Origin of the sequence: Dysosmobacter welbionis (assembly GCF_005121165.3) — a bacterium.
Classification (GTDB): Bacteria; Bacillota; Clostridia; order Oscillospirales; family Oscillospiraceae; genus Oscillibacter; species Oscillibacter welbionis.
Map to the genome: position 1 here is coordinate 3099906 of NZ_CP034413.3, position 23783 is coordinate 3123688.

General features: G+C 63.6%; 19 protein-coding genes and 1 pseudogene. 16 read left to right on the forward strand and 4 right to left on the reverse strand.

The genetic code is table 11. From position 1 onward, the window contains the following. Positions 1 to 125 precede the first annotated feature (125 nt). From greA to topA, 5 genes are all read left to right on the forward strand, one after another. The gene (greA, locus tag EIO64_RS16140) at positions 126 to 599 is read left to right on the forward strand and encodes a transcription elongation factor GreA (RefSeq protein ID WP_021750729.1); all 474 of its coding nucleotides are present in this window, start codon (positions 126 to 128) and stop codon (positions 597 to 599) included. A gap of 12 nt (positions 600 to 611) precedes the next feature. Beyond that, positions 612 to 2111, forward strand: a complete 1500-nt coding sequence (gene lysS, locus EIO64_RS16145; RefSeq protein ID WP_025545356.1) for a lysine--tRNA ligase — start codon at positions 612 to 614, stop codon at positions 2109 to 2111. Positions 2112 to 2801: 690 nt separating this feature from the next. Next, on the forward strand, positions 2802 to 3563 hold the full coding sequence (locus EIO64_RS16150) for a TrmH family RNA methyltransferase (protein ID WP_025545358.1): 762 nt from the start codon (positions 2802 to 2804) through the stop codon (positions 3561 to 3563). Between the two features lie 12 nt (positions 3564 to 3575). Beyond that, entirely contained in the window at positions 3576 to 4760 is a 1185-nt protein-coding gene (dprA, locus tag EIO64_RS16155) for a DNA-processing protein DprA (RefSeq protein WP_021751600.1), read from the forward strand. A 34-nt stretch (positions 4761 to 4794) separates the two neighbouring features. After that, positions 4795 to 7221 carry a type I DNA topoisomerase gene (gene topA, locus EIO64_RS16160; protein WP_136891628.1) on the forward strand — a complete coding sequence of 809 codons (2427 nt, stop codon included), beginning with the start codon at positions 4795 to 4797 and terminating at the stop codon, positions 7219 to 7221. Here the strand turns inward: topA and EIO64_RS16165 are convergent. Then, complete coding sequence (locus tag EIO64_RS16165) at positions 7189 to 7458, reverse strand: hypothetical protein (protein WP_021750752.1); 270 nt, start codon at positions 7456 to 7458, stop codon at positions 7189 to 7191. The genes topA and EIO64_RS16165 overlap by 33 nt on opposite strands. A gap of 80 nt (positions 7459 to 7538) precedes the next feature. Between EIO64_RS16165 and EIO64_RS16170 the strand changes: the two genes are divergently transcribed. From EIO64_RS16170 to EIO64_RS16205, 8 genes and pseudogenes are all read left to right on the forward strand, one after another. Next, positions 7539 to 7751, forward strand: a complete 213-nt coding sequence (locus EIO64_RS16170; protein WP_021750751.1) for a helix-turn-helix domain-containing protein — start codon at positions 7539 to 7541, stop codon at positions 7749 to 7751. 749 nt (positions 7752 to 8500) lie between these two features. Continuing rightward, positions 8501 to 9809: pseudogene (gene trmFO / locus EIO64_RS16175) on the forward strand (methylenetetrahydrofolate--tRNA-(uracil(54)-C(5))-methyltransferase (FADH(2)-oxidizing) TrmFO). Then, entirely contained in the window at positions 9806 to 10840 is a 1035-nt protein-coding gene (gene plsX, locus EIO64_RS16180) for a phosphate acyltransferase PlsX (RefSeq protein WP_021750892.1), read from the forward strand. The pseudogene trmFO and the gene plsX overlap by 4 nt, the downstream one beginning before the upstream one ends. Positions 10841 to 10923: 83 nt before the next feature. Then, complete coding sequence (acpP, locus tag EIO64_RS16185; RefSeq protein WP_021750891.1) at positions 10924 to 11172, forward strand: acyl carrier protein; 249 nt, start codon at positions 10924 to 10926, stop codon at positions 11170 to 11172. A 51-nt stretch (positions 11173 to 11223) separates the two neighbouring features. Next, entirely contained in the window at positions 11224 to 11907 is a 684-nt protein-coding gene (gene rnc / locus EIO64_RS16190) for a ribonuclease III (protein WP_021750890.1), read from the forward strand. A 164-nt stretch (positions 11908 to 12071) separates the two neighbouring features. Next, positions 12072 to 12911 carry an undecaprenyl-diphosphate phosphatase gene (locus tag EIO64_RS16195; protein WP_036631136.1) on the forward strand — a complete coding sequence of 280 codons (840 nt, stop codon included), beginning with the start codon at positions 12072 to 12074 and terminating at the stop codon, positions 12909 to 12911. 194 nt (positions 12912 to 13105) lie between these two features. Continuing rightward, positions 13106 to 15664 carry a DNA translocase FtsK gene (locus tag EIO64_RS16200; RefSeq protein ID WP_136891629.1) on the forward strand — a complete coding sequence of 853 codons (2559 nt, stop codon included), beginning with the start codon at positions 13106 to 13108 and terminating at the stop codon, positions 15662 to 15664. A gap of 360 nt (positions 15665 to 16024) precedes the next feature. Next, a complete protein-coding gene (locus EIO64_RS16205) occupies positions 16025 to 17221 on the forward strand; it encodes a pyridoxal phosphate-dependent aminotransferase (RefSeq protein WP_036629202.1) in 1197 nt (398 codons plus the stop codon). A gap of 44 nt (positions 17222 to 17265) precedes the next feature. Here the strand turns inward: EIO64_RS16205 and EIO64_RS16210 are convergent, their stop codons facing one another. The 3 genes from EIO64_RS16210 to EIO64_RS16220 are packed head-to-tail and all read right to left on the reverse strand — an operon-like array spanning position 17266 to position 18660. After that, positions 17266 to 17580 carry an MGMT family protein gene (locus EIO64_RS16210; protein WP_021747376.1) on the reverse strand — a complete coding sequence of 105 codons (315 nt, stop codon included), beginning with the start codon at positions 17578 to 17580 and terminating at the stop codon, positions 17266 to 17268. Then, positions 17577 to 18392 carry a carbon-nitrogen hydrolase family protein gene (locus EIO64_RS16215; RefSeq protein ID WP_119310786.1) on the reverse strand — a complete coding sequence of 272 codons (816 nt, stop codon included), beginning with the start codon at positions 18390 to 18392 and terminating at the stop codon, positions 17577 to 17579. Before EIO64_RS16215 ends, EIO64_RS16210 begins: the two co-directional genes overlap by 4 nt. 16 nt (positions 18393 to 18408) lie before the next feature. After that, positions 18409 to 18660: a Smr/MutS family protein gene (locus EIO64_RS16220; protein WP_025545444.1), complete on the reverse strand. Its 252-nt coding sequence runs from the start codon at positions 18658 to 18660 to the stop codon at positions 18409 to 18411. Between the two features lie 105 nt (positions 18661 to 18765). Between EIO64_RS16220 and EIO64_RS16225 the strand changes: the two genes are divergently transcribed. The 3 genes from EIO64_RS16225 to EIO64_RS16235 all read left to right on the forward strand — a co-directional run bounded on the left by EIO64_RS16225 (position 18766) and on the right by EIO64_RS16235 (position 23739). Continuing rightward, positions 18766 to 19218 carry a YjbQ family protein gene (locus tag EIO64_RS16225; protein WP_025545446.1) on the forward strand — a complete coding sequence of 151 codons (453 nt, stop codon included), beginning with the start codon at positions 18766 to 18768 and terminating at the stop codon, positions 19216 to 19218. A gap of 376 nt (positions 19219 to 19594) precedes the next feature. Continuing rightward, a complete protein-coding gene (locus EIO64_RS16230; RefSeq protein WP_136891630.1) occupies positions 19595 to 20932 on the forward strand; it encodes an APC family permease in 1338 nt (445 codons plus the stop codon). A 218-nt stretch (positions 20933 to 21150) separates the two neighbouring features. Further along, positions 21151 to 23739 carry a cation-translocating P-type ATPase gene (locus EIO64_RS16235; RefSeq protein ID WP_136891631.1) on the forward strand — a complete coding sequence of 863 codons (2589 nt, stop codon included), beginning with the start codon at positions 21151 to 21153 and terminating at the stop codon, positions 23737 to 23739. Positions 23740 to 23783 lie beyond the last annotated feature (44 nt).

The following is a 23783-nucleotide window of genomic DNA, read 5'->3' on the forward strand; positions in this document are numbered from 1 at the left end:
GGCGGCATCGCTTGACATTCTCAAATCCACACACTATAATACTACTCTATGATAATATAGCATCATTATGTGCAGGGGCGGCCGCATCGGCCGCCCTGCCAAAGGATAGGAGAGATACGGTCCACATGGAAAGAGAGTACAAGATGAGCGCGGCCCGCGCCCAGGAACTGCAGGAAGAGCTGAACTATTTGAAGACCACCCGGTCTGACGAGGTGGCGGAGCAGATCAAGGTGGCCCGGGGCTTCGGCGATTTGAGCGAGAACAGCGAGTACGACGAGGCAAAGAACGAGCAGGGCAAGCTGTATTCCCGCATCGCAGAGCTGGAGGAGATCCTGCAGCACGTGGTGATCGTGGACGAGAGCAACGCCCCCACCAACGTGGTGACCATCGGCTGCAAGGTGACGGTGGCGGACAAGAACGGCAACACCATGCCCGCCTACCGCATCGTGGGCTCTCAGGAGTCCGACCCCATGAACGGCATCATTTCCGAGGAGTCTCCCTTCGGCAAGGCCCTGGTCGGAGCCAAGGAGGGGGACACCGTTACGGTGGAGGCCCCCAGCGGCGCCATCGTCTACACGGTGCAGAAGATCGAGCGGTAAAGGAGAGCGGACATGTCTGAACAGAAGACAACCCAGCAGCCGGAGCAGGAGCTGAGTGAGCAGCGCCGCGTCCGGCGGGAGAAGCTGGCGGCCCTTCAGGCCGCAGGCGAGGATCCCTTCCAGCAGACCCGGTTCGACTGGGACGCCACCTCTGCACAGATCAAGGAGCACTTTGACCAGATGGAGGGCAGGGCCGTGAAGGTGGCCGGCCGCCTGATGAGCAAGCGGGGCATGGGCAAGGTCAGCTTCTGTGACCTGCAGGACCGGGACGGCCGCATCCAGCTGTACGCCCGCCAGGACGAGATGGATGAGGCGGTCTATAAGAAGTTCAAGAAGTTCGACATCGGTGACATCGTGGGCGTCGAGGGTGAGGTGTTCCGCACCCAGCGGGGCGAGATGAGTGTCCGGGCCAAGAACATCACGCTGTTGAGCAAGGCGCTGCTGCCCCTGCCGGAGAAGTTCCACGGCCTGACAGATCTGGAGCTCCGGTACCGCCAGCGGTATGTGGATTTGATCGTGAACCCGGAGGTGAAGCGAAACTTCGTCATCCGGTCCAAGTTCATCAAGCACGTCCGGGACTTCCTGGATGAACGGGGCTATATGGAGGTAGAGACGCCGGTGCTGAACACCATTTCCGGCGGCGCCACTGCCCGGCCCTTCATCACCCACCACAACACTCTGGACATCGATATGTATATGCGTATCGCCACAGAGCTGCCCCTGAAGCGGCTGATTGTGGGCGGCCTGGACCGGGTGTATGAGATCGGCCGCATCTTCCGCAACGAGGGTATGGACCCCAAGCACAACCCGGAGTTTACCACTGTGGAGCTGTATCAGGCCTACACGGACTTCAACGGCATGATGGATCTGTTTGAGGACCTGCTGTCCTCTGCCGCCCAGAAGATCCTGGGCACCTATCAGGTGGAGTGGCAGGGCGAGCAGATCGACCTGACCCCCGGCTGGCCCCGGCTGACCATGCATGAGGCCGTGAAACAGTACACCGGCATCGACTTCATGGCTATCTCATCTGATGAGGAGGCGGTGGCCGCTGCCAAGGCCATCGGCGTGGAGCTGCCGGAGACGGCGGACCCCACCTGGGGCAATGCCCTGTATGAGACCTTCGATCAGAAGGTGGAGGAGAAGCTGGTACAGCCCACCTTCATCACTATGCACCCAGTGGATGTGAGCCCTCTGGCCAAGCGTTCCCCGCAGGATCCCCGGCTGACGGAGCGGTTCGAGCTGTTCATCTGCCGCAGCGAGATGGGCAACGCCTTCTCCGAGCTGAATGACCCTATCGACCAGAAGCAGCGGTTCCAGAAGCAGGTGGAGCTGCGGGCCAAGGGCGACAGCGAGGCTGGCATGATGGACGAGGACTATATCAACGCCCTGGAGTACGGCCTGCCCCCCACCGGCGGCCTTGGAATCGGCATCGACCGCTGCGTCATGCTGCTGACCAACTCCGACACCATTCGGGAAGTCATTCTCTTCCCCACGATGAAGCCGCTGGAATGAGCGCATCCGGCCGGAGAGCCTGTGCTGGCAAACGTCCGGCTAAGGCCGGATTTGCGGAGAGCTGCAAATGGAGAAGTTGACCCGGCGGGGCCTTTGCCCCGGCGGAAAGAGGGGGAGTACGCCGCTGGCCGGCGTACTCCTCCGTCTGCTGTCAAGGCAAAAACCGCCGGCAGAAAAACGGAATCCTCTCCGGATATGCGCACCGGCTCTGGATTTAGAGCGGAATGTGTACGGCACCGGGGCGGTCGAACAGTGGACTTGAGAAGCAGAGGCACCTGCGCCGCAGGGGGAGGAGAGAGATTCCGGAGGCGATAAATGGGAGAGCACGAAGGCGGCACCCTTCCGGAGAAGGCCGGATCCGGAGCTCCCACCTGGGCTCCGGGCTGTTGAATCTGTAACGGCCGGGCTGCAGCGGCCGGTGTTTTTTTATTTATAAGGTATGAAATTCCAGGGTGCTGTGAAAAAAATCGTTGACTTGAATCACAGAAGAGCTTATGCTATACTTGCTTTTGTATAAATCCCCACAGCGGTTTCCATGAAATTCCATGGACTGCGGCGGCCAAGGGCTGCCGAATGGGACCTTTCGCGCTCTATGTCCCACCGGGCATAGAGCGCATCCCCGTCTCCGGACAGCACCTGGAACGGATGGACGCACGGGGAGCAGAATGACCGGAAAAGGAGGCGCGCCCTATGGAGATCATCACCAGCCGGACCAATCCGCTGTGCACCCATCTCCGCAAGCTGGCGTCCTCCGTTTCTTATCGCCGGGACTGCGGGGAGTTCCTTTGCGACAGCCCCAAGTTGCTGGAGGAGGCTTTGCTGTGGAGAGCGGGCCTGCGGACAGTGGTCTGCACGGACCCCGCCGCCCTGCCTGCCCTGCCCGATACTGTCCGCCGCGTCCAGGTACCCGGGGATTTGATGAAATCCATCTCTCCCGCACAGACGCCCCAGGGCGTCCTCTCCGTGTGCGGCCTGCCGGGCCGGACGCTTCCGGAACAGTTGACCGGCCGCCGGTACGTGGTCCTGGACGGGGTTCAGGATCCGGGGAATGTGGGAACGATCCTCCGGACGGCGGACGCCTTTCACGCCGACGGATTGTTTTTGGTGAACGCCTGCGCGGACCTATACAATCCCAAGACCGTTCGGGCCTCCATGGGTGCGGTGTTCCGCTGCCCGGTGTGGACCTGCGGGCTGGAAGAGCTGCGGGCGCTGCTGACGAAGAGCGGCCTGCCCTTGTATGGCGCGGCCCTTCGGAGCGATACGGTGGACGTGCGGCGGGCGGACTTCTCTCACTGCGCCGTGGCCGTTGGCAGCGAGGGGAAGGGCCTCTCGGCGGACGCGCTGGCGGCTTGTGACCTGACGGTGAGGATCCCGATGAGCGGTCACTGCGAGTCCCTGAACGCTGCTGCTGCGGCGGCCGTGCTGCTGTGGGAGGCGGCGAGAGACGACTGAGGAGGGAAGTCCATGTCCGCGCTGAAATACTGGCTGTGGCTGACGGAGCTGCCGGGGCTGACGAACCAGACCCGGCTGGCGCTGCTGCAGCATTTCCCCACGCCGGAGGACGTGTACTACGCGGAGGCGGAGGAGGTGCTGCTGACCGAGGGCATCACCCGGGAGCAGGCGATCCTGCTGGAGAACAAGGACTGCGCCGCTGCGGACCGGATTTTGGCGGACTGCCAGCGGCTGAATGTGAACATCCTCACCCTCCAGGACGCGGGGTATCCCAACCGGCTGCGGAATATTTACGACCCGCCCTGTCTGCTGTATGTCCGGGGCCGCCTGCCGGCTTTTGACGATGAGGCGGCGGTGGCTGTGGTGGGCACCAGGGACTGCACGCCCTACGGCGTCTCCTGTGCGGAGAAGCTGGGCCATGGCTTGGCCGCCGGCGGAGCCGTGGTGGTCAGCGGCTTGGCCCGAGGCATCGACTCCGCGGCGCTGCGGGGCGCCCTGCGGGCCGGCGGCACGGTGGCGGCGGTGCTGGGCAACGGCACGGATGTGATTTACCCACCGGAAAATCAATACCTATATGAGGATGTTGCGGCGGCTGGCGCGCTGGTCAGCGAGTACCCGCCGGGCACGCCGCCGGATGGACGGCATTTCCCGGTGCGCAACCGCATCCTATCCGGCCTCTCTCTGGCAGCCCTGGTGGTGGAGGCGCCGGAGCGCAGCGGTGCGCTCATCACGGCGGGCACCGCCCTGGAGCAGGGGCGGGACGTGTTCGCTGTCCCCGGACCCATTGATGCTCCGGCCAGCGTGGGCTGCAACCGCCTGATCCGCGACGGCGCCGGGCTGGCGTCCGACGCCTGGGACATCCTGCGGGAATACGAGGCCCGGTTCCCGGACAAGCTGCGCCGGGAGGGGACGCAGGACGCGCCCCCTGTGCTGGGCTATCAGGCCCGACAGAAGACGGAGCCCAAGCCGGTGGCTCCGTCGGTGAGCCTGTCCCACAATAATCTGAGTCTGACCGACGACCAGATCTGCCTGCTCCGGACGCTGACGGAGGAGCCCATGCTGGCAGACGACCTGATCGAGCTGACGGGCATCCCCACTCGGCGGGTGCTGTCGGCCCTGACCGTGCTGGAGATCGAGCATCTGGTGACACAGCACAGCGGGAAGCGGTACGCCCGCGCGGTGAATTTGACGGAATAAACACGCGCCCGATCCTGGGCGCTTGGAGGTAACTATGGCAAAACACAGCCTGGTCATCGTGGAGTCTCCCGCGAAGGCCAAAACCATCGGAAAATACCTGGGCAAGGAGTTTGAGGTGAAGGCCTGCATGGGCCATCTGCGGGACCTGCCCAAGAGCACCCTGGGCGTGGACCTGGAGCACGACTTTGAGCCGGTCTACAAGCCCATCAAGGGCAAGGAGGACATCATCGCCGACCTGAAGAAGTCCGCCAAGAGTGCGGAGATGGTCTACCTTGCCACCGACCCGGACCGGGAGGGAGAGGCCATCTCCTGGCACCTGAAGCAGCTGCTGAACCTGCCGGACGAGAAGACCCGGCGGGTCACCTTTAATGAGATTACCAAGAACGTGGTGCAGGAGAGCATCCGGGAGCCCCGGGACATCGACCAGAAGCTGGTGGACGCCCAGCAGGCCCGCCGCATCCTGGACCGGATCGTGGGCTATGAGCTGAGCCCCCTGCTGTGGAAGAAGATCCGCCGGGGCCTCTCCGCCGGGCGGGTCCAGTCCGTGGCCACCCGCATGGTGGACGACCGGGACCGGGAGATCGAGGAGTTCAAACCTGAGGAGTACTGGACCTTGGATGCCAACCTGTTCGGCGACGACGCGAAAAAGCTCCCCTTCGCCGCCCGCTACCACGGGAAGGACGGCAAGAAGGCGGAGCTGAAGTCGGCGGAGGACGTGGATGCTGTGGTCCATGAGACGGAGCACGCCCCCTTCACCGTCAAGACCGTGAAGCGCACAGACAAGCAGCGCAGCCCCTCTCCGCCCTTCACCACCTCCACCATGCAGCAGGAGGCGTCCCGCAAGCTCTCCATGACGCCCCGGCGGACCATGGCCATCGCCCAGCAGCTGTACGAGGGCGTGGATATCGAGGGCGAGGGCACCGTGGGCCTCATCACCTATATGCGTACCGACTCCCTGCGGATCAGTGAGGAGGCCCTGGCCTCCGCCAAGACCTTCATTACGGGCCGCTACGGCGAACATTACGCCCAGACCCACCGCTACAAGGCCAAGGCGGGCGCCCAGGACGCCCACGAGGCCATCCGCCCCAGCAACGTCAACTGGACGCCGGAGCAGCTGAAAAAGGACCTGACCGGCGAGCAGTACCGCCTCTACCGCTTGGTGTGGAGCCGGTTCGTGGCCAGCCAGATGGCCAACGCCGTGTACGACAGCGTGGCCGTGGAGGTCGAGGCGGCGGGACACAGCTTCCGGGCCAGCTCCTCCAGCCTGAAATTCTCCGGCTACACCGCCGTGTATGAGGAGGGCAAGGACGAGGAGAAAGAGGAGAAGGAATCCCCCTTGCCCGCCCTGCGGGAGGGCGAACCTCTGACCCTGAAGGACTTTGACCGGGAGCAGCACTTCACCCAGCCCCCGGCCCACTATACAGACGCCACGCTGATCCGGGCCATGGAGGAGCAGGGCATCGGCCGCCCCTCCACTTACGCTCCCACTGTGTCCACCATCCTGGACCGGGAGTACGTGGTGAAGGAGGGCAAGTACCTCCGCATCACCAACCTGGGCCGTGTGGTGACCGCCCTGATGAAAGAGCGGTTCTCCGACATCGCGGATCTGAAATTCACCGCCAATATGGAACAGCGGCTGGACTCCGTGGAGGAGGGAAAGACCGCCTGGAAGGACGTGCTGCGGGAGTTCTACGGGGACTTTGAGCAGGACCTGGAGAACGCCGAAAAGGCTCTGGACGGCGCCCGCATCAAGGTGCCCGACGAGGTCAGCGAGGAGATCTGCCCGGAGTGCGGGCGGAATCTGGTGGTAAAGTCCGGCCGGTTCGGCCGCTTCCTGGCCTGTCCCGGCTACCCCGAGTGCACGTTCACCATGCCGCTGGTGGTGGAGATGCCGGGCCGCTGCCCCAAGTGCGGCGGGCGGCTGATGAAGCGCACCGGCAACAGCAAGAAGACCGGTAAGCAGTATACCTACTACTGCTGTGAGCATGTGAACAGCAAGGACGAGACGGCGAAGTGCGACTTCATGACCTGGGACGTGCCGGTGAAGGACGACTGCCCGGTCTGCGGCCACACCATGTTCAAGAAGGCGGGCCGGGGATTCAAGAAGCCCTTCTGCATCAATCCGGAATGCAGCAACTTCCTGCCGGAGGAGAAGCGGGGCTATCCCAGGAAGAAGGCCGCGGACAGCGCCGAGGGCGCGGAGTCTGCCGCTGCGGCGGAGGAGACAGCGGAGAAGAAGCCCGCCAGGCGGACAGCCGCAGCGAAGAAGGCGGACACCGCTAAGACCGCCGCGAAAAAGAGCGCCGCCAAGAAACCGGCAGCCGCCAAGACTGCCGCAAAGAAGCCTGCGGCCAAGAAGGAGACGGCCTCCAAAGCGGCGGCCAAGACCACATCCAGCAGAAAGACCGCGGCCAAAAAGACGGTCGCGTCAAAGGCGAAGAAGCCCGCCGGGAAGGAGTGACAGCTCCCGGGCCAGGCGGAAGCCGGAGCGGAAGAGGAAGCGCTCCTCCTGCTCCGTGCAGCGCCAGGCGGCGGCCTGATAGGACTCCAGCAGTTCGATCTGCTCCGGGGTCAGGGAGGCCAGCAGAGCATTCTCCAGGCGGCTCTCCCGCTGGTAGAGCGGCCAGCAGGTGCCGGGGAGGTTTTCGTCCAGGTGCTCCAGGAGGTTCTCGAAGAGAATGTCCAGAGGGTCAGTCATGATGAATCATCTCCAAAATCGTAGTTTAATTTCGTGTTTACAATATACACGAAATTAAACTGCAAGTCAAGGGGTGGGGCATGGAAAATTTTGCACAACGGGTCAGACAACTGCGCAAGGAGTCTGGCAAGACACAGACACAGATGGCTGCTGTTTTTGAAATCAGTGCTCGCCAATACCAAAATTATGAGGGCGGCGGGCATTATCCGGATGTGCCGGGATTGATGAAAATGGCGGACTACTTCGGCGTTACTACCGACTATCTGCTGGGACGCAGCGACCAGAGGAGCTAAGGTGATACGGGCCGCCGTCCGGCGGCCACGGGGACTTCTGCTCCCGCAGGGGGCTGGTCCAGCGGGATGCACCCCCATTTTCTTTTCCCTCTTGTGGAAAAGAAAACGGGCCGTGCACGGTCCAAAAGAAAAGACCGCTTAGACGCGCTCCGGCGCGTTCGCGCCTCCGCGCGACGGGGGTCGGCGGATCGGTGCAAGCGCCGATTTTGGCCTGCCTTCGGGCACGCTTTTCCCTTCTGCAAGTTTGTAACTGCCGTCCCGTGGCGGATGGTGCGGAGATCGTCGGGGTGGTCATCGCATTGAGGTGCTTCTCTTTTCGCTGCCGCTGGCTTGGCGGTTGACGGGAGCTGGTGCAAGCTCCCACGACCGCCGGGGCAGCGCGTAGCGAAGCGGAACGCGCGGAAAGAGAATCTGGTCAAATGCGTCCTTGCACCCCGATTTTTGTCGGAACCGCGCCGCGGGAGTCAGTGTTCAAGTCTGCACCGTACTCCGCCGCGCCCGTCGGGAAGCCCTCGCAACCCCGCAGGCACCATCTTACGCCGACCCCCGTACAGCAACTTTGCACGCACGTGCAAAGTTGCGACCAAAAGCGATTTTTTCTCTTCCACCGGGCGCGGCGCATTCTCTTTTTGTCAAGAACAAAAAGAGAATGGGGGGCGCATCCCCCGTGGAAACGGCCCCTGGCGGGAGCCAGATTCCCCGTCCCATGGGACGCACCATCAACCAACGATAGATAAAGGATCCAAACTATGAATGTAACAGTTATCGGCGCCGGCCTGGCCGGCTCGGAGGCTGCCTGGCAGCTGGCCCAGCGGGGTATCGACGTCACCCTCCGGGAGATGAAGCCGGAAAAAAAGACCCCCGCCCATGAGACGGAATACTTCGCGGAGCTGTGCTGCTCCAACTCCCTGCGGAGCGACCAGCTGGAAAACGCTGTGGGCCTTTTGAAAGAGGAGCTGCGGCGGCTGGGCTCCCTGATCCTCCAGTGCGCCGACGCCACCCGGGTGGAGGCCGGCGGCGCATTGGCGGTGGACCGCCACGGCTTCGCCCGCATGGTGACGGAGCAGATCCGCAGCCACCCCCATATCACCGTGGTGCCCGGCGAGGTGACCGAGATCCCGGAGGGGAGGTGGTCATCGCCTCCGGCCCCCTGACCTCCGACGCCCTGGCGGAGCGGCTCCAGTCCCTGTTGGGGGCGGACACCGCCCTCCACTTCTACGACGCGGCGGCCCCCCTGGTCACCGCCGAGAGCGTGGACATGGACAAGGCCTGGTTCGGCTCCCGGTATGACCGGGGAACGGCGGACTATGTCAACTGCCCCATGACCGAGGAGGAGTACGACGCCTTCTGGAAGGAGCTGACCACGGCCCAGGAGGCCCCGGTCCACGGCTTTGAGGACAAGATGGTATTTGAGGGCTGTATGCCCGTGGAGGTCATGGCCCGCCGGGGCCACGATACCCTCTGCTACGGCCCCCTGAAGCCCCGGGGCTGAAGGATCCCCGCACGGGAAAGGAGCCCTACGCCGTGGTGCAGCTGCGGCGAGACAACGCCGACGGCACGGTGTACAACCTGGTGGGCTTCCAGACCCACCTGAAATTCCCGGAGCAGCGGCGGGTGTTCTCCATGATCCCCGCCCTCCACGACGCAGAGTTTTTGCGCTACGGCGTCATGCACCGGAATACCTTTTTGAACTCTCCCCGGCTGCTGGACCGGTACTACCGGCTGAAAGCGGAGCCCCGGCTCTCCTTTGCCGGCCAGATGACCGGCGTGGAGGGATATGTGGAGTCCGCCGCCTCCGGCTTTCTGGTGGGGGTGGAGACCGCTCGGCGCCTGACCGGCAGGCCGCCCGTCGATTTCCCCCGGGAGACCGCCATCGGCGCTCTGGGGCTGTATGTGTCCAATCCCTCCGTCACGATGTTCCAGCCCATGAATATCAACTTCGGCATCATGCCGCCCCTGGACCATCGGGTGAAGGGGAAGCGGAATAAGAACGCGGAGCTGTCGGCCCGTTCACTGGCCATCATCGACCAAATCAAGCAGGAGGTGCGGGAAGCATGAAGATCATTGTAGACGCAATGGGCGGAGACAACGCGCCGCTGGAAATCGTCCGGGGCGCGCTGGACGCCAACCGGAACCATGGGGTGGAGATCATTCTGGTGGGCCGGACGGCGGAGGTGCTGAAGGCCGTGGAGGCCTGCGGCCAGAAGAGCCTGCCCGCAGGGGTGGAGATCAAGGACGCCAAAGAGGTGGTGGAGATCGCGGATGACCCCGCCATGGCCTTCAAGCAGAAGCCAGACTCCTCCCTGACCGTGGGATTGAACCTGCTGAAGGACGGCGCGGGAGACGCCTTTGTCTCCGCCGGGTCCACCGGGGCGCTGCTCTCCGGGGCCACGCTGGTGGTCAAGCGCATTCGGGGCATCCGCCGGGCCGCCATGGGGCCCCAGATTCCCACCGCCGGGGGACGGGCGGTCCTCTGCGACTGCGGCGCCAACGCCGAGTGCACGCCGGAGTACCTGCTCCAGTTTGCGTACCTGGGCAGCTACTACGCCCAGCGGGTCATGGGCATCGAAAAGCCCCGGGTGGGCCTTCTGAACATCGGTGCGGAGGAGGAGAAGGGCGACACCCTGCGCCATGAGACCTACGCCCTGCTGAAAGAGGCTGGGGAGGCCGGCCGCATCCACTTCATCGGCAATGTGGAGGCCAACGAGGCCATGATGGGCACCGCCGATGTGATCGTTACCGACGGCTTCACCGGCAATGTGATGCTGAAAACCATGGAGGGCGTAGGCAAGTTCCTGCTCAAGTCCCTGAAGGAGATGTTCCTCTCCAGCACCAAGACCAAGCTGGCCGCCGGTCTGGTGAAAGGGGATCTGGGGCAGATGAAAAAGCTGCTGGATCCCAGCGAGGTGGGCGGCACACCCTTCCTGGGGATCCAAAAGCCGGTGATCAAGGCCCATGGCGGTTCCAACGCCAGGGCCATCGAAAATGCGGTGCTGCGGGCCAAGGAGTATGCGGAAAGCGGTTTCATCGCGGACATTCAGGCCAACATCGAACACATGCGGGTCCAGCCCGGCATGGAAAAAAATTGATTTCCTATTGACACCGCCGTAGAGATTGCCGTATGATTACCCCAGCAAGGCACAGAACCATTTTTCCTTGAGGGGTGAACGACATGTCGAATGAGGAAATTTTTCAGACCATGAAGGATTTGGTGTCCGAGCAGTTTGGTATGGAGCTGGACGAGGTGACGCTGGAGACCTCCTTTGAAGACGACCTGGGCGCCGACTCTGTGGACCTGGTGGAGTTGGTGATGGCCATGGAGGAGGAGTTCGAGCTGGGACAGACGGCGGAGGACGAGGTCAAGGCCATCAAGACCGTGGGCGACGCGGTGAATTACGTGGCAGGCAAGCTGAACGGATAACTTGCAGGAACGCCCCGCGCAGAGCGGGGCTTCCTTTTGGGAGTGGACGATATGCGGGATCTGGAGAAAAAACTGAATTACACCTTCCGCAACCAGGCTCTTCTCGAGGAGGCGCTGAACCACAGCTCCTACGCCAACGAGCACCGGGCCGGTGGGCTGCGCAGCAATGAGCGGCTGGAGTTCCTGGGGGACTCCGTGCTGGGCTTTGTGACAGCGGAGTTTCTCTTCTGCCAGCACCCGGACCTTCCGGAGGGGGACCTGACCCGCATCCGGGCGGCCCTGGTGTGTGAGCAGAGCCTGTATGAAGTGGCGCAGAAGCTGGGCCTGGGCCAGTATCTGAAGCTGGGCCGGGGCGAGGAGGCTGGCGGCGGCCGGGAGCGGATCTCCATCCTGGCAGACGCCACGGAGGCGGTGTTTGCCGCTGTGTACCTGGACGGGGGGATCGAGGCGGCCTCCGCCCTGATCCACCGCTGCCTGCTGGACGCAGAGAAGGAAGAGGTAGTGGAGGAGCGCCGCCGGGACTACAAGACGGCTCTGCAGGAACTGGTCCAGCGCCAGGCGGATCAGGTGCTCACCTACCACATGACCGGCGAGGCGGGGCCGGACCACGACAAGACCTTCCAGGCGGAGGTGCAGCTCAACGGACTGCCCATCGGCGCCGGTTCCGGCCACAGCAAGAAAGAGGCCGAACAGGCGGCGGCCAAGGCCGCGCTGGAGACGCTGGAGGAGACGTGAACCGCCTTCGGCCGCTGCATACAAATGAGCAGACCGGTCCTGAACGGCCGGTCTGTTTTTTGCTTTTCTCCGGGCTATGCGGAAATATGACTGGAATTTTCAGCCTGGCCGTGATATACTCAAGCATGTATGTGCGATTTTAAATGACTGGGGGATTGAATCCATTGTCTTTGCTGTCATCCATCCTGCTGGGCCTGATCCAGGGCCTGGCGGAGTTCCTGCCCATCTCCAGCTCCGGCCATCTGGCCATTGCGGAGCACTTCCTGGGCCAGGCGGGCGTTCCGGCGACGCCGGACTTTTTTGACGTGCTGCTGCACCTGGGAACCCTGGTGGCAGTGTTCGCGGCCTACTGGCAGGATATCCGGGACATGATCGTGGAGCTGATCGACGGCGTCCGCGATCTGGTTCGCGGCACCACACCCAACCCCATCCCGCCGGCACGGCGGATGATCCTGCTGATTATCGTGGGCACGCTGCCCCTGTTTGTGGTGCTGCCGGTGAAGGATCTGGTGGAGGGCCTGTCCGGCAATATCTATTTCGTGGCGGGGGCTCTGATCGTGACGGGCTTTCTGCTGTTCGCCAGCGACCGGGTAAAAAAAGGACGCAAGACGGAGCGGAGCGCCAAGCTGCTGGATGTGCTGCTGGTGGGCATTGCCCAGGCCATCGCCACCTGCCCCGGCATCTCCCGCTCCGGCACCACTATCACCGCCGGCTGCTTTGTGGGCTTTGACCGGAAGTTTGCGGTGCGCTTTTCCTTCCTGCTGTCCATCCCTGCCGTCCTGGGGGCCAACATCCTGACCTTGAAGGACGCCATTCAGGAGAATTCCATCATCGTATCGGATATTCCCGTGTATCTGGTGGGAGTGGCGGTGGCCGCCGTGGTGGGCTATATCTGTATCCGCCTGCTGAAGATGATCGCCGATAAAGGCAAGTTCGGCTGGTTCGCGTATTACTGCTGGGCAGTGGGCCTGATCGTGCTGGCGCTGACACTTGTGCTGAAGTAACTTGCCTTTGGTGCGCAGAGCACGTCCGCGGCGGAAGCGGCATCAGGCGTCCGGCGGAGCCAGACCCTGGAACGGGCAGGTTCGGCCAGGCCGCTCAGGAAAGGGCCTCTGGAAAACCGAAGATTTTGCGGCGCATCTCCGTTGCGCTGCATTGACGGTAAACAAAGGAGATTGGAACCTCGAAGGAGAGAAGCATGGCATCCTCAACGCAGAAGAAGACGACAACGAAAAAGAGCGGCAGCCGCTCCGGCTCACGCACGGCCAAGGGTAAGCAGCCTCAGAAGCGTCCCATCCGCCGGGAGGTGGGGGGCGTGATACTGCTGGTGCTGGCGCTGTGTGTGCTGGTGAGCTACTGCGGCGTGCAGGCGATCCTCATCGACCTGCTGGCCAAGCTCCTGAAGGGACTGTTCGGCTACGGCTACTGGCTGGCCGGCCCTGCCATGCTGCTGGCAGGAGGGATCCTGCTGCTGCACCGGGGCCGCCCGGTCACCCTGCGGGCCACCTGCGCCCTGCTGCTGCCGCTGCTGGCAGGAGCGCTGTTCCACACCATTTTCGCAGGGGGAGACTATGCGCTGAACGGCTGGGGCGTTTTGAAGAATCTCTGGACGGCGGGCCTTGCCCTGAAGGCGGGCGGCGCCGTTTCCGGCCTGCTGGCGGAGGCGGCGGTGCTGGCGGTCTCCAAGGTGGTGTCTCTCTTCCTCTTCGGCTTGCTGCTGGCGGTTCTGCTGCTGGCGGCCCTGCATGTGACGCCTTCCGCCGTTCTGGAGATGGTACGGAACCGGCCGGAGTACGAGGAGGAGCCGGAGCCTACGCCCGCCGTCCACATCGCTCCTGCGGAGCCGCCCCAGCGGCGGGGAGAGCGCCAGAGCAGGCCCGCCATCGACATTCCCCTGGACGGCGAGGAGCCGTCCGCACAGCCGGAGGAAGAGTCCGGCCGGTTTACCGGCTTCTTCCGGCATAAGTCCGACAAGATGAAGACGCCGGACCAGGTGCTCTCCGACAAGGAGGCGGAGCAGGCGGCGCTGGAACCTGCGCCGTCTCCGGCCCGCGCCAAGGCCGCTCCCACCCCGGCGCCCGTGGCGGAAGAGGTATCCGTTCCGGAGCCCGCCCCCGCGGCGCCTGCCGCCCCGCCTGCCCCGGCGGCGGGGAAGAAGGCCGTGGCCCAGGAGGTAGCCGCTGCTACGGCAGCGGTGACCGCGGAGATTGAGCAGAAGCTGACGGAGGATGCGGACACCTATCAGTTCCCCCCCATTACCCTGCTGCAGGAGAGCCGGGAGGAAAACTATGCCGAGACCGGCGCAGAGCTGCGGAACAACTCCCGCCGCCTGGCGGAGACCCTCACCAGCTTCGGTGTGGACGCTACTGCCGGAGACGTGGTCCACGGCCCCTCCGTCACCCGGTATGAGTTCGTGCTGGACCAGGGCGTGAAGCTCAGCAAGATCACCAACCTGTCGGATGATATCGCCCTGGCCCTGGGGGCCTCCGGCGTGCGGATCGCCCCCATTCCGGACAAGATCTCCGTGGTGGGCATCGAGGTGCCCAACAAGCAGGTGACGCCGGTGCTGATCCGGGACGTGATCGAGTCCCGGGAGTTCACAGAGCACAAGTCCAAAGTGGCTTTCGCCCTGGGAAGGGATATCGGCGGCCGGAACATCGTGGGGGATATCGAGCGTCTGCCCCACGTGCTGATCGCCGGCACCACCGGATCCGGCAAGTCCGTGTGCACCAACTCCCTGATTGTGTCGCTGCTGTACAAGTCCACCCCGGATGAGGTCCGCTTTATCATGGTGGATCCCAAGATGGTGGAGCTGGCCCCCTACAACGGCATTCCCCACCTGCTGATCCCGGTGGTGACGGATCCCAAAAAGGCCGCTGGTGCCCTCCAATGGGCGGTGTTCGAGATGATGAAGCGGTACAAGACCTTCTCTGAGCATGGTGTGAAGAAGCTGGAGGAGTTCAACCGCCTGGCCCGGGCCAGTGAGGACCTGGAGACGCTGCCCAGCGTGGTGGTGGTCATTGATGAGTTGGCCGACCTGATGTTGGTAGCTGCTAAGGAGGTGGAGGAGTCCATCTGCCGGGTGGCCCAGATGGGCCGCGCCGCCGGCGTCCATCTGGTGATCGCCACCCAGCGGCCCTCCGCAGATGTGATCACCGGCCTCATGAAGGCCAACATTCCCAGCCGCATCGCCTTTGCTGTGGCATCCTCTCTGGAGTCCAGAATCATCCTGGACAACACCGGCGCGGAGAAGCTGGTGGGCAAGGGCGATATGCTCTACGCTCCCCTGGGCCAGGGCAAGCCCACCCGCGTCCAGGGCTGCTTCATCTCCCCGGAGGAGATCGAACGGGTGGTGGAGTTCGTGAAGCAGTCCGGTGAGGCGCATTACTCCGATGAGGTCATGGCCAAGATCGAGGAGTCCATGCAGGAGAAGGAGAAAGGCGGCAAGGGCGCCGCGGCCGCGGCGCCGGAGGCCGGAGAGGACGAGGGGGACGAGCTGCTCCCCGCCGCCGTGGAGGTGGTGCTGGAGACCGGGCAGGCCTCTGTCTCCATGCTCCAGCGCCGGCTGAAGCTGGGCTACTCCCGGGCCGCCCGCCTGGTGGACCAGATGGAGGAACGGGGCATCGTGGGGCCCTTCGAGGGCTCCAAGCCCAGGCAGCTGCTGATCACCCGTGCCCAGTGGCAGGAGATGCAGATGGGCGGCGCGCCCGCCCCGGAGGCGGACGAGCCTCCCTTCCCGACGGAAGAGGAGACCTGACGGATGCAGGCCTTCAGCGGAGATTTCTGAAAACCTCTGCTTGACAAATCCCCGCAAAGACGTATAATGGGACTATCATAAACGCGATGACAGAGCCAGCCCTGCGAAACCGGCTTAGAAGCGAGGGGGAGACGGTGCAAGCCCCCAGCCCACGCCGCACGGCAGCCACTCTGGAGCAGTCCGCGAGGAGCGGAACGGCCCATCCCCGTTACCGGATGACATGAGATGCCTCCCATTCGGAGGCAGATCAGGGTGGTACCGCGGAATGGAATGTTCGCCCCTGACAGAGATGTCAGGGGCGTTTTTTATTGCCGGCCGCCGTAAATGAGATTACAAAATCCGACCAAGGAGGTCTTTTTTATGAAATTTTCCAGCAAGATTCAGCGGTGTGAGCTCTCTCCCATGCGGAAGTTTCTGCCCTATGAGCTGGCGGCAGAGGCCAAGGGCCGCAAGATCTATCATCTGAATATCGGCCAGCCGGACATTGAGACGCCCAAGGCCTTCTTTGACGCGGTGAAGAATTTCCAGGACCCAGTGCTGGCCTATGCGGCGGCCCCCGGCGTGTCTGAGTTTCTGACGGCGGTGCAGGGCTACTACGCCAACCTGGGCATCCACCTGGAGCAATCGGACATCTACGCCACTGCCGGCGGCAGCGAGGCGCTGCAGATGGCCCTGACCTGCATTCTGGACGAGGGAGACGAGATCCTGATCCCGGAGCCCTTCTATCCCAATTACAACACCTTTGTCAGTGTCACCGGCGGCGTGATCCGGCCTATCCCCACAACTCCGGAGGAGGGCTACCGCTACGCCGACCGGGCGCGAATCGAGCCCCTGATCAACGAGCACACACGGGCCATCCTGGTGACCAACCCCGGCAACCCCACCGGCGTGGTCCTCTCCCCGGAGGAGATGCGCCTGATGGCGGACATCGCCAAAGAGCACGGCCTGTTCCTTATCAGCGACGAGGTGTACCGGGAGTTCGTCTACGGCGGCGAGCCTCTGGCCTCCATGGCCCAGTTTGACGATGCGGCCGAGAACGTGGTGGTGGTGGACTCCATCTCCAAGCGGTTCTCCGCCTGCGGCGCCCGGGTGGGCATCCTGGTGTCCCGGAACCGGGAACTGATGGCCCAGGCCCTGAAGATCTGCCAGGGACGCCTGTGCGCGGCCACGCTGGACCAGCTGGGCGCTGCCGCCCTGTACGGCGTAGGCTCCGACTACTTCTCCGCCGTGCGGGAGGAGTACCACAGGCGGCGGGATACCTGCATGGAGGGCCTATCTCAGATCCCCGGCGTGGTGTGCGAGTGCCCCAAGGGCGCTTTCTACCTCATGGCCAAGCTGCCGGTGGATGACACCGACAAGTTCCAGACCTGGCTGCTGGAGGAGTTCCAGGACAACGGGGAGACCGTCATGTTCGCACCCGGCGAGGGCTTCTACGGCACCCCCGGCAAGGGCCGGGACGAGGTCCGGCTGGCTTATATCCTGAAGCAGGCGGATCTGCGGCGGGCCATGGAGGTCCTGGCCCACGGCATTGAGGCATACAACAGCCGGAAGCTGTGAGAAACGAGCAGAGGAGAGCGGCAAAAGCCGCTCTCCTCATGTTTTTATGATTCCGGTGTCCAGAGGCACTGTTCCAGATCCACCGTGCCGTCCAGGCGAAAGGCCACACCCTCCGCCTCCAGCAGGGCCCGCTGGGTGCCGGGGGCAAAGGTGTCGAAGGCCGCCTTGGTGCCGCCGAAGCGGTCCACCACCCGGTGGCAGGGCACGGTTGGGTCCTGACAGGACGCCATGGCATATCCCACCAGCCGGGCGCTCCGTGGCATCCCGGCCAGCCGCGCCACCTGGCCGTAGGTGGACACACTTCCGGCGGGGATCCGCCGGACCACGTCATAGAATGCGCCGAAGACTGTGCCGCTCACTTCTCCCGCACCTCATACAGATCCGTCCGCCGGGCGGAGAGGATGGGCAGCTGGGCCCGTACCGCCTCCAGCCGTTCCACGTCCAGGTCCGCGTACAGGGTTGTCTCCTCCGCCCCGGCCCGGCAGAGCACGGCGCCCCAGGGATCCACGGCGATGGAGTTGCCGTAGGCCACGTAGGAGCCCTGTTCGTCCCGGGCGGGGGAGACCCCCACGGTGAAGCACTGGTTGTCCACTGCCCGCTGGCGGAAGAGAAGTTCCCAGTGGGCGGGGCCGGTAGTCATGTTGAAGGCCGCCGGCACGAAGATCACCTTTGCCCCCCGCAGGCACATGCACCGGGCCAGCTCCTCGAACCGCAGGTCGAAGCAGACGCACAGCCCCATGGTGCCGAAGGCCGTCTCGAAGGTGGTGATGGCATTTCCCGGGGAGAGGGTGTCCGACTCCCGGAACCGCTGTCCCCCCTGGACGTCGATATCAAACAGGTGGGCCTTCCGGTGCTTGGCCAGCTGGCGGCCGTCGGGGCCGTAGACGTAGCTGGTGTTGTAGATCCGGCCCTCCGACAGCTCCGGCACAGTCCCGCCCACGAGGTAGAGCCCCAGCTCCGCTGCCAGGTGGGACAGGGCCGTCTGGGCCTCGCCGCCCTCCGGTTCGCCGTAGGCGCCGAAGCAGCTGTTGTCGTAGGGGCAGCAGAACATCTCCGGCAGCACGGCGAAGTCCGCTCCATTCTTGGCCGCCTCCCGGATTTTGCCGCAGGCGGTCTGGATATTTTTCACTTTGTCTGGAAGCACCGGCATCTGGATCAGCGCAATGCGCATAGGCGCACCTCCTCAATCATTCCGTCATTTCCCGCAGCACCAGATCTGTGGCGCCCCCGTCGGGGGAGCGGAGCAGGCGCTTCACCTGCGGGTGGTGCCCGTATTCCACCTGGAGAAAGTCCCGCAGGGCCGTGCCCTGATGACAGCCATGGATCAGGCGGAGCCGGTACGTCCCGGCCCCGGCCCGGCGGAGCAGGGCATCCACCGTGACCTTGGCCTGATAGGTGTTCCTGCCGTGGAGGTCCACGGTGACGATTCCGCACTCCATGGGCGGCTGCCTCCTCTCTCCCGCCGGAGGGCGGGGAATGCTCTTCTCCCATTGTAACATGGGCGGAACTGTGTTACAATGCAAAAAACAGAGGAGGCATGGAAGATGGCAGTTTACACGGAGAAAAAGACATACCACACCAAGGCCCACATGGGCATGATCGACGTGACGGAGGACTTTCAGCACGCAGTGGAGGAGGCATGCCGGCAGCACGGCATCTCTGCCGGGACGGTCACCGGCTTCACCACCGGCGGCGTGGCGGGCCTGACGACCCTGGAGTTCGAGCCGGGCATTGTGAACCACGACCTGAAGGCGGCGCTGGATGTGTTCTCCCCCTATCTGGATGAGAAGGGGCGGGTGGTGCCTTACTGGCATCATGAGACCTGGCATGACGACAATGGATCCTCCCACATCAAGGCGGCGCTGCTGTCCCCCTTCATCACGGTGCCTTTTGTGAACGGCAAAATCACCGTAGGGCCCTGGCAGAACCTGACCCTCATCGAGTGCGACACCCGGGACCGGGTGCGGGACATTGTGTTCCAAGTGATGGGAGAGTGAGTGCAGCGTGGGTGCCGAGCGTCCGGCATTCAAGCGTTCCGGCGGAGCAGGGACCTTGGCGCGGGCGGGCTCTGCCTGCCCGCACCAGTGAGATGCAGGGCCCCCGGCCGCGCCAAGCGGCTGGGGGATGCGACACCCGGGACCGGATGCGGGACATTGTGTTCCAAGTAATGGGAGAGCAAGCAGCTCGGCGCTTACAAAAAAGATCACAGCATGACCAAAGAAACACGCCCCGGAATGGGGGCGTTTTTTTTGCATACTGCTGTCGAAAAGCGCAGAAAATAGATTGCAATTTGTGCAGAGTTGTGGTATCCTTCTTCTACTGCCCTTTAAAGGGATGCCACAGGAAAGCTTTAAATAGAGAAAGGGGAGAGCCATGGAAAAGCGGTACGGCCTGCCCACGGCCATCTGCATGGTAGTGGGAATCGTCATTGGCTCCGGTGTGTTTTTCAAGGCGGAAAAGGTGCTCCAGGCCACCAAGGGCAACATGCCTCTGGGGATCCTGGCGTGGGGAATCGTGGGCGCCATCATGATTATTTGCTCCTATGTGTTCGCCACCATGGCCACCCGGTATGAAAAGGTCAGCGGCCTGGTGGACTACGCCGAGGCCACCGTGGGGCGGCGGTACGCCTACTACGTGGGCTGGTTCATGGCAGTGCTGTACACGCCCTGCCTGGTGTCCGCCCTGGCCTGGATCTCCGCCCGGTACTTCTGTGTACTGCTGGGCTGGGACATCACCGGCGGCGCCTGCATGACCATCGCCGGGGCGATGCTGTGCCTGGACCACGTGCTCAACGCCCTGGCACCCAGGCAGGCAGGCAGGTTCCAGGTGTCCACCACTGTTATCAAGATGATCCCCCTGGCGCTGATGGCCGCCTGCGGCGCGGCGGTGGGCATGATGAACGGCCGCATGGCGGAGAACTTCGCCACCATGAGTACCGGCGCCATCTCCACCGGCGAGGGGCTGATGGCCTCTACCGTGGCGGTAGCTTTCGCCTATGAGGGGTGGATCTTGGCTACCTCCATCAACGCGGAGCTGCGGGATGCCAAGCGGACCCTGCCCCGAGCCCTGGTGGTGGGCTCTTTTATCGTGGTGCTCACCTATATTCTCTACTACATCGGTCTCACCGGCGCAGTGACGACGGAGGAGCTGATGGCCAGCGGCGAGGCAGCGGCCAAGATGGCCTTCCAGCGGGTGTTCGGGGAGACGGCGGGCACAGTGGTGTTCGTGCTGATCGTCATCTCCTGCCTGGGGACCCTGAACGGCTTAACGCTCTCCTGCTGTCGGGGGATGTACGCTCTGGCGGTCCGGAACGAAGGACCGATGCCGGAGCTGTTCCGCCAGGTGGACCCGGTGACCAATATGGCGGGCAACTCCGCCCTGGTTAGCCTGGGCCTCTCCGCACTGTGGTTGGTGTACTTCTATGGCGCCAATGTGGGCGGACCCTGGTTCGGCGCCTTCAGCTTCGACTCCTCGGAGCTGCCGATCATCACCCTGTACGGCATGTATGTGCCCATGTTCATTCAATTCATGCGGAAGAGCACGGACCTGAACCCTTTCCGGCGGTTCGTCATGCCGGCTCTGGCCCTGTGCGCCTGTGCTTTTATGGTGTATGCCGCCTTTGCCGGGTATGGAGTGACCGTGCTGTACTATCTGGTGGTGTACGCCGCGGTCATGGGCATCGGCTGGCTGTTTGACCGGCGGAAAAAATGAAAATAGTGGAAGATTAGGGATTGACAATGTGGGGAAAATGGAGTATAGTGCCTTCAGTACCAAAAGGGAGTAGCTGGCACATTTGATTGTGTACCCAACGGCGTCAGTACGGGCTTCGGCCCCGCTTCGGGTTGAAACGGCGAGACTTTTGTATCAATGCAGAGGCATTGACGCAAAAGTCTCGTCTTTTTTGCGTCTTGCCGGAAAGAAGGAGTTTTATGAAAACGGAAAAGACTATCTGGCAGAAGAGCCGGGAAGAGCTGTTTCAGGAGTTGAGCAGCACCCCGGAGGGCCTGACTGGCGCGGAGGCCGCCCGCCGCCTGGAGCATTATGGCCCCAATGAGCTGCAGGAGGGCGGGAGGAAGAGCGTCCTGCGGATTTTTCTGGAGCAGTTCGCGGACTTTCTGGTAATCATTCTGATCTTAGCCGCCGTCGTCTCCGCCATCCTGGGGGATGTGGAGAGCATGGCGGTCATCCTGGCGGTCATCACCATGAACGCCATATTGGGCACGGTGCAGACGGTGAAGGCCACCGCGTCCCTGGACAGCTTGAAGCAGATGTCCGCCCCCACCGCCAAGGTGGTGCGGGACGGTCAGGTGGTCCAGCTCCCCGGCCGGGAGGTCACCGTGGGCGACGTGGTGGTGCTGGAGGCCGGCGACTCCATCTGCGCCGACGGCCGGTTGCTGGAGTGCGCCAGCCTGAAGTGCGCGGAGAGCGCCCTCACCGGCGAAAGCCTGCCGGTAGAGAAGGACTTGGCGGACATCGACGGCGACGTGCCGCTGGGAGACCGCAAGAACATGGTGTTCTCCGGCTGCTTCGTCACCTACGGCCGGGCCCGGTTCCTGGTGACATCCACCGGTATGCACACAGAGATGGGCAGGATCGCCGCCCTGCTGAAGAGCACGGAGGAGAAAAAGACCCCTCTTCAGGTGAGCCTGGACCAGTTCGGCCGCAAGCTCTCCATCGGCATTTTGGTCATCTGCGCCCTCCTCTTTGCCGTCAGTGTGTTCCTGCGGGGCGAGAATGTGATGAACGCCTTCCTCTTTGCCGTGGCCCTGGCAGTGGCCGCCATTCCGGAGGCCCTCAGCTCCATCGTCACCATCGTACTGTCCTTCGGCACCCAGAAGATGGCCAGGGAGCACGCCATCATCCGCAAGCTCCAGGCGGTGGAGGGCCTGGGCAGCGTGTCCGTCATCTGCTCCGACAAGACCGGTACCCTGACTCAGAACAAGATGACTGTGAAGAAGCTCTGCACCGGGGGCCAGATCATCCCGGCGGACGGGGCGGACTTCTCTCGCCCGGAACAGCGGGAGCTGCTGCGTGCCGCCCTGTTATGCAGCGACGCCACGGTGAACGAATCCGGAGAGGTGGGAGACCCCACAGAGACCGCCCTGGTGCGCCTGGGCGAGAGCTACGGCTTCGACGAGGCGGAGGCGCGGGGCAAGTATCCCCGTCTGGCGGAGCTGCCCTTTGACTCCGACCGGAAGCTGATGAGCACAGTCCACCAGTTGCCGGACGGCCTGACCATGCTGACCAAGGGGGCCGTGGACGTGATGCTGGGCCGCACTCGCCTCTCTCCGGAGGAGAAGGCGGAGATCGAGCGGATGAACGAGGAGCTGTCCCAGCAGGGCCTGCGGGTGCTGGCCTTCGGCAAGCGGATGCTGACCGCCCCCGCCATCGGCCTGGAGGATGAGAACGACCTCCAGTTCCTGGGCCTCATCGCCATGATGGACCCGCCCCGGGAGGAGTCCAAGGCGGCCGTCGGTGAGTGCATCGCCGCCGGTATCCGGCCCATCATGATTACCGGCGACCACAAGGTCACCGCCTCCGCCATCGCCAAGGAGATCGGCATCCTCACCCCCGGCACCGAGGCCGTGGAGGGTGCCGTTATTGAGTCCATGAGCGATGAGGAACTGCGGGAGTTCGTACCCAGGGTCAGCGTGTATGCCCGGGTGTCCCCGGAGCACAAGATCCGCATCGTCCGGGCCTGGCAGGAGCGGGGCAATCTGGTGGCCATGACCGGCGACGGCGTCAACGACGCCCCGGCCCTGAAGCAGGCGGACATCGGCGTGGCCATGGGCATCACCGGCACCGAGGTGGCCAAGGACGCTGCCGGTATGGTGCTGACGGATGACAACTTCGCCACCATCGTCCAGGCCGTCAAGAACGGCCGGAATGTTTATACCAACATCAAGAAGGCCATCCAGTTCCTGCTCTCCGGCAACACAGCAGGCATTCTGACGGTACTGTATGCCTCTCTCGCGGGGCTGCCGGTGCCCTTTGCAGCGGTACACCTGCTGTTCATCAATCTCCTGACGGACTCCCTGCCCGCCATCGCCCTGGGCCTGGAGCCCCACAGTGACGCGGTGATGCAGGAAAAGCCCCGTCCCCGCAGCGAGGGTATCCTGACAAAGCCCTTCCTGTTGAGCGTGGGCACGGAGGGCCTGGTGATCGCCCTGGCCACCATCATTGCCTTCCACATCGGCCTGGCCAGCGGCGGCGCTGCCGTGGCCAGCACCATGGCCTTTGCCACCCTATGCCTGAGCCGCCTGTTCCACGGCGTCAACTGCAAGTCCGGCCATCCGGTGCTCTTCACCCGGGCCTTCTGGAACAACAAGTTCCTGCTGGGCGCCTTCGCCGTCGGCGCGCTGCTGCTGGCGGCCGTGCTGCTGATCCCACCGCTGGAGCCTCTGTTCCAGGTGGCGGAGCTGTCTATCGGACTGGTGGGCTGCATTGTGGGGCTGGCCTTCGGCTCCATGGTGGTCATTCAGGTCTTAAAAGCCATCCGCAGCATGGGCAAGAAGTAAATCCACTCCAAATCAAAGCGGCAGGGCCGCCCCTTATGGGGCGG

Excerpts from the sequence above, each read along its gene's own strand:
- EIO64_RS16205 (WP_036629202.1), top strand. The coding sequence starts at position 16,025 with ATGAAATTTTCCAGCAAGATTCAGCGGTGTGAGCTCTCTCCCATGCGG.
- lysS (WP_025545356.1), top strand. The coding sequence starts at position 612 with ATGTCTGAACAGAAGACAACCCAGCAGCCGGAGCAGGAGCTGAGTGAG.
- dprA (WP_021751600.1), top strand. The coding sequence starts at position 3,576 with ATGTCCGCGCTGAAATACTGGCTGTGGCTGACGGAGCTGCCGGGGCTG.
- EIO64_RS16230 (WP_136891630.1), top strand. The coding sequence starts at position 19,595 with ATGGAAAAGCGGTACGGCCTGCCCACGGCCATCTGCATGGTAGTGGGA.
- EIO64_RS16200 (WP_136891629.1), top strand. The coding sequence starts at position 13,106 with ATGGCATCCTCAACGCAGAAGAAGACGACAACGAAAAAGAGCGGCAGC.
- EIO64_RS16165 (WP_021750752.1), bottom strand. The coding sequence starts at position 7,458 with ATGACTGACCCTCTGGACATTCTCTTCGAGAACCTCCTGGAGCACCTG.
- acpP (WP_021750891.1), top strand. The coding sequence starts at position 10,924 with ATGTCGAATGAGGAAATTTTTCAGACCATGAAGGATTTGGTGTCCGAG.
- rnc (WP_021750890.1), top strand. The coding sequence starts at position 11,224 with ATGCGGGATCTGGAGAAAAAACTGAATTACACCTTCCGCAACCAGGCT.
- EIO64_RS16150 (WP_025545358.1), top strand. The coding sequence starts at position 2,802 with ATGGAGATCATCACCAGCCGGACCAATCCGCTGTGCACCCATCTCCGC.
- EIO64_RS16225 (WP_025545446.1), top strand. The coding sequence starts at position 18,766 with ATGGCAGTTTACACGGAGAAAAAGACATACCACACCAAGGCCCACATG.
- EIO64_RS16220 (WP_025545444.1), bottom strand. The coding sequence starts at position 18,660 with ATGGAGTGCGGAATCGTCACCGTGGACCTCCACGGCAGGAACACCTAT.
- EIO64_RS16170 (WP_021750751.1), top strand. The coding sequence starts at position 7,539 with ATGGAAAATTTTGCACAACGGGTCAGACAACTGCGCAAGGAGTCTGGC.
- greA (WP_021750729.1), top strand. The coding sequence starts at position 126 with ATGGAAAGAGAGTACAAGATGAGCGCGGCCCGCGCCCAGGAACTGCAG.
- plsX (WP_021750892.1), top strand. The coding sequence starts at position 9,806 with ATGAAGATCATTGTAGACGCAATGGGCGGAGACAACGCGCCGCTGGAA.
- EIO64_RS16215 (WP_119310786.1), bottom strand. The coding sequence starts at position 18,392 with ATGCGCATTGCGCTGATCCAGATGCCGGTGCTTCCAGACAAAGTGAAA.
- EIO64_RS16235 (WP_136891631.1), top strand. The coding sequence starts at position 21,151 with ATGAAAACGGAAAAGACTATCTGGCAGAAGAGCCGGGAAGAGCTGTTT.
- topA (WP_136891628.1), top strand. The coding sequence starts at position 4,795 with ATGGCAAAACACAGCCTGGTCATCGTGGAGTCTCCCGCGAAGGCCAAA.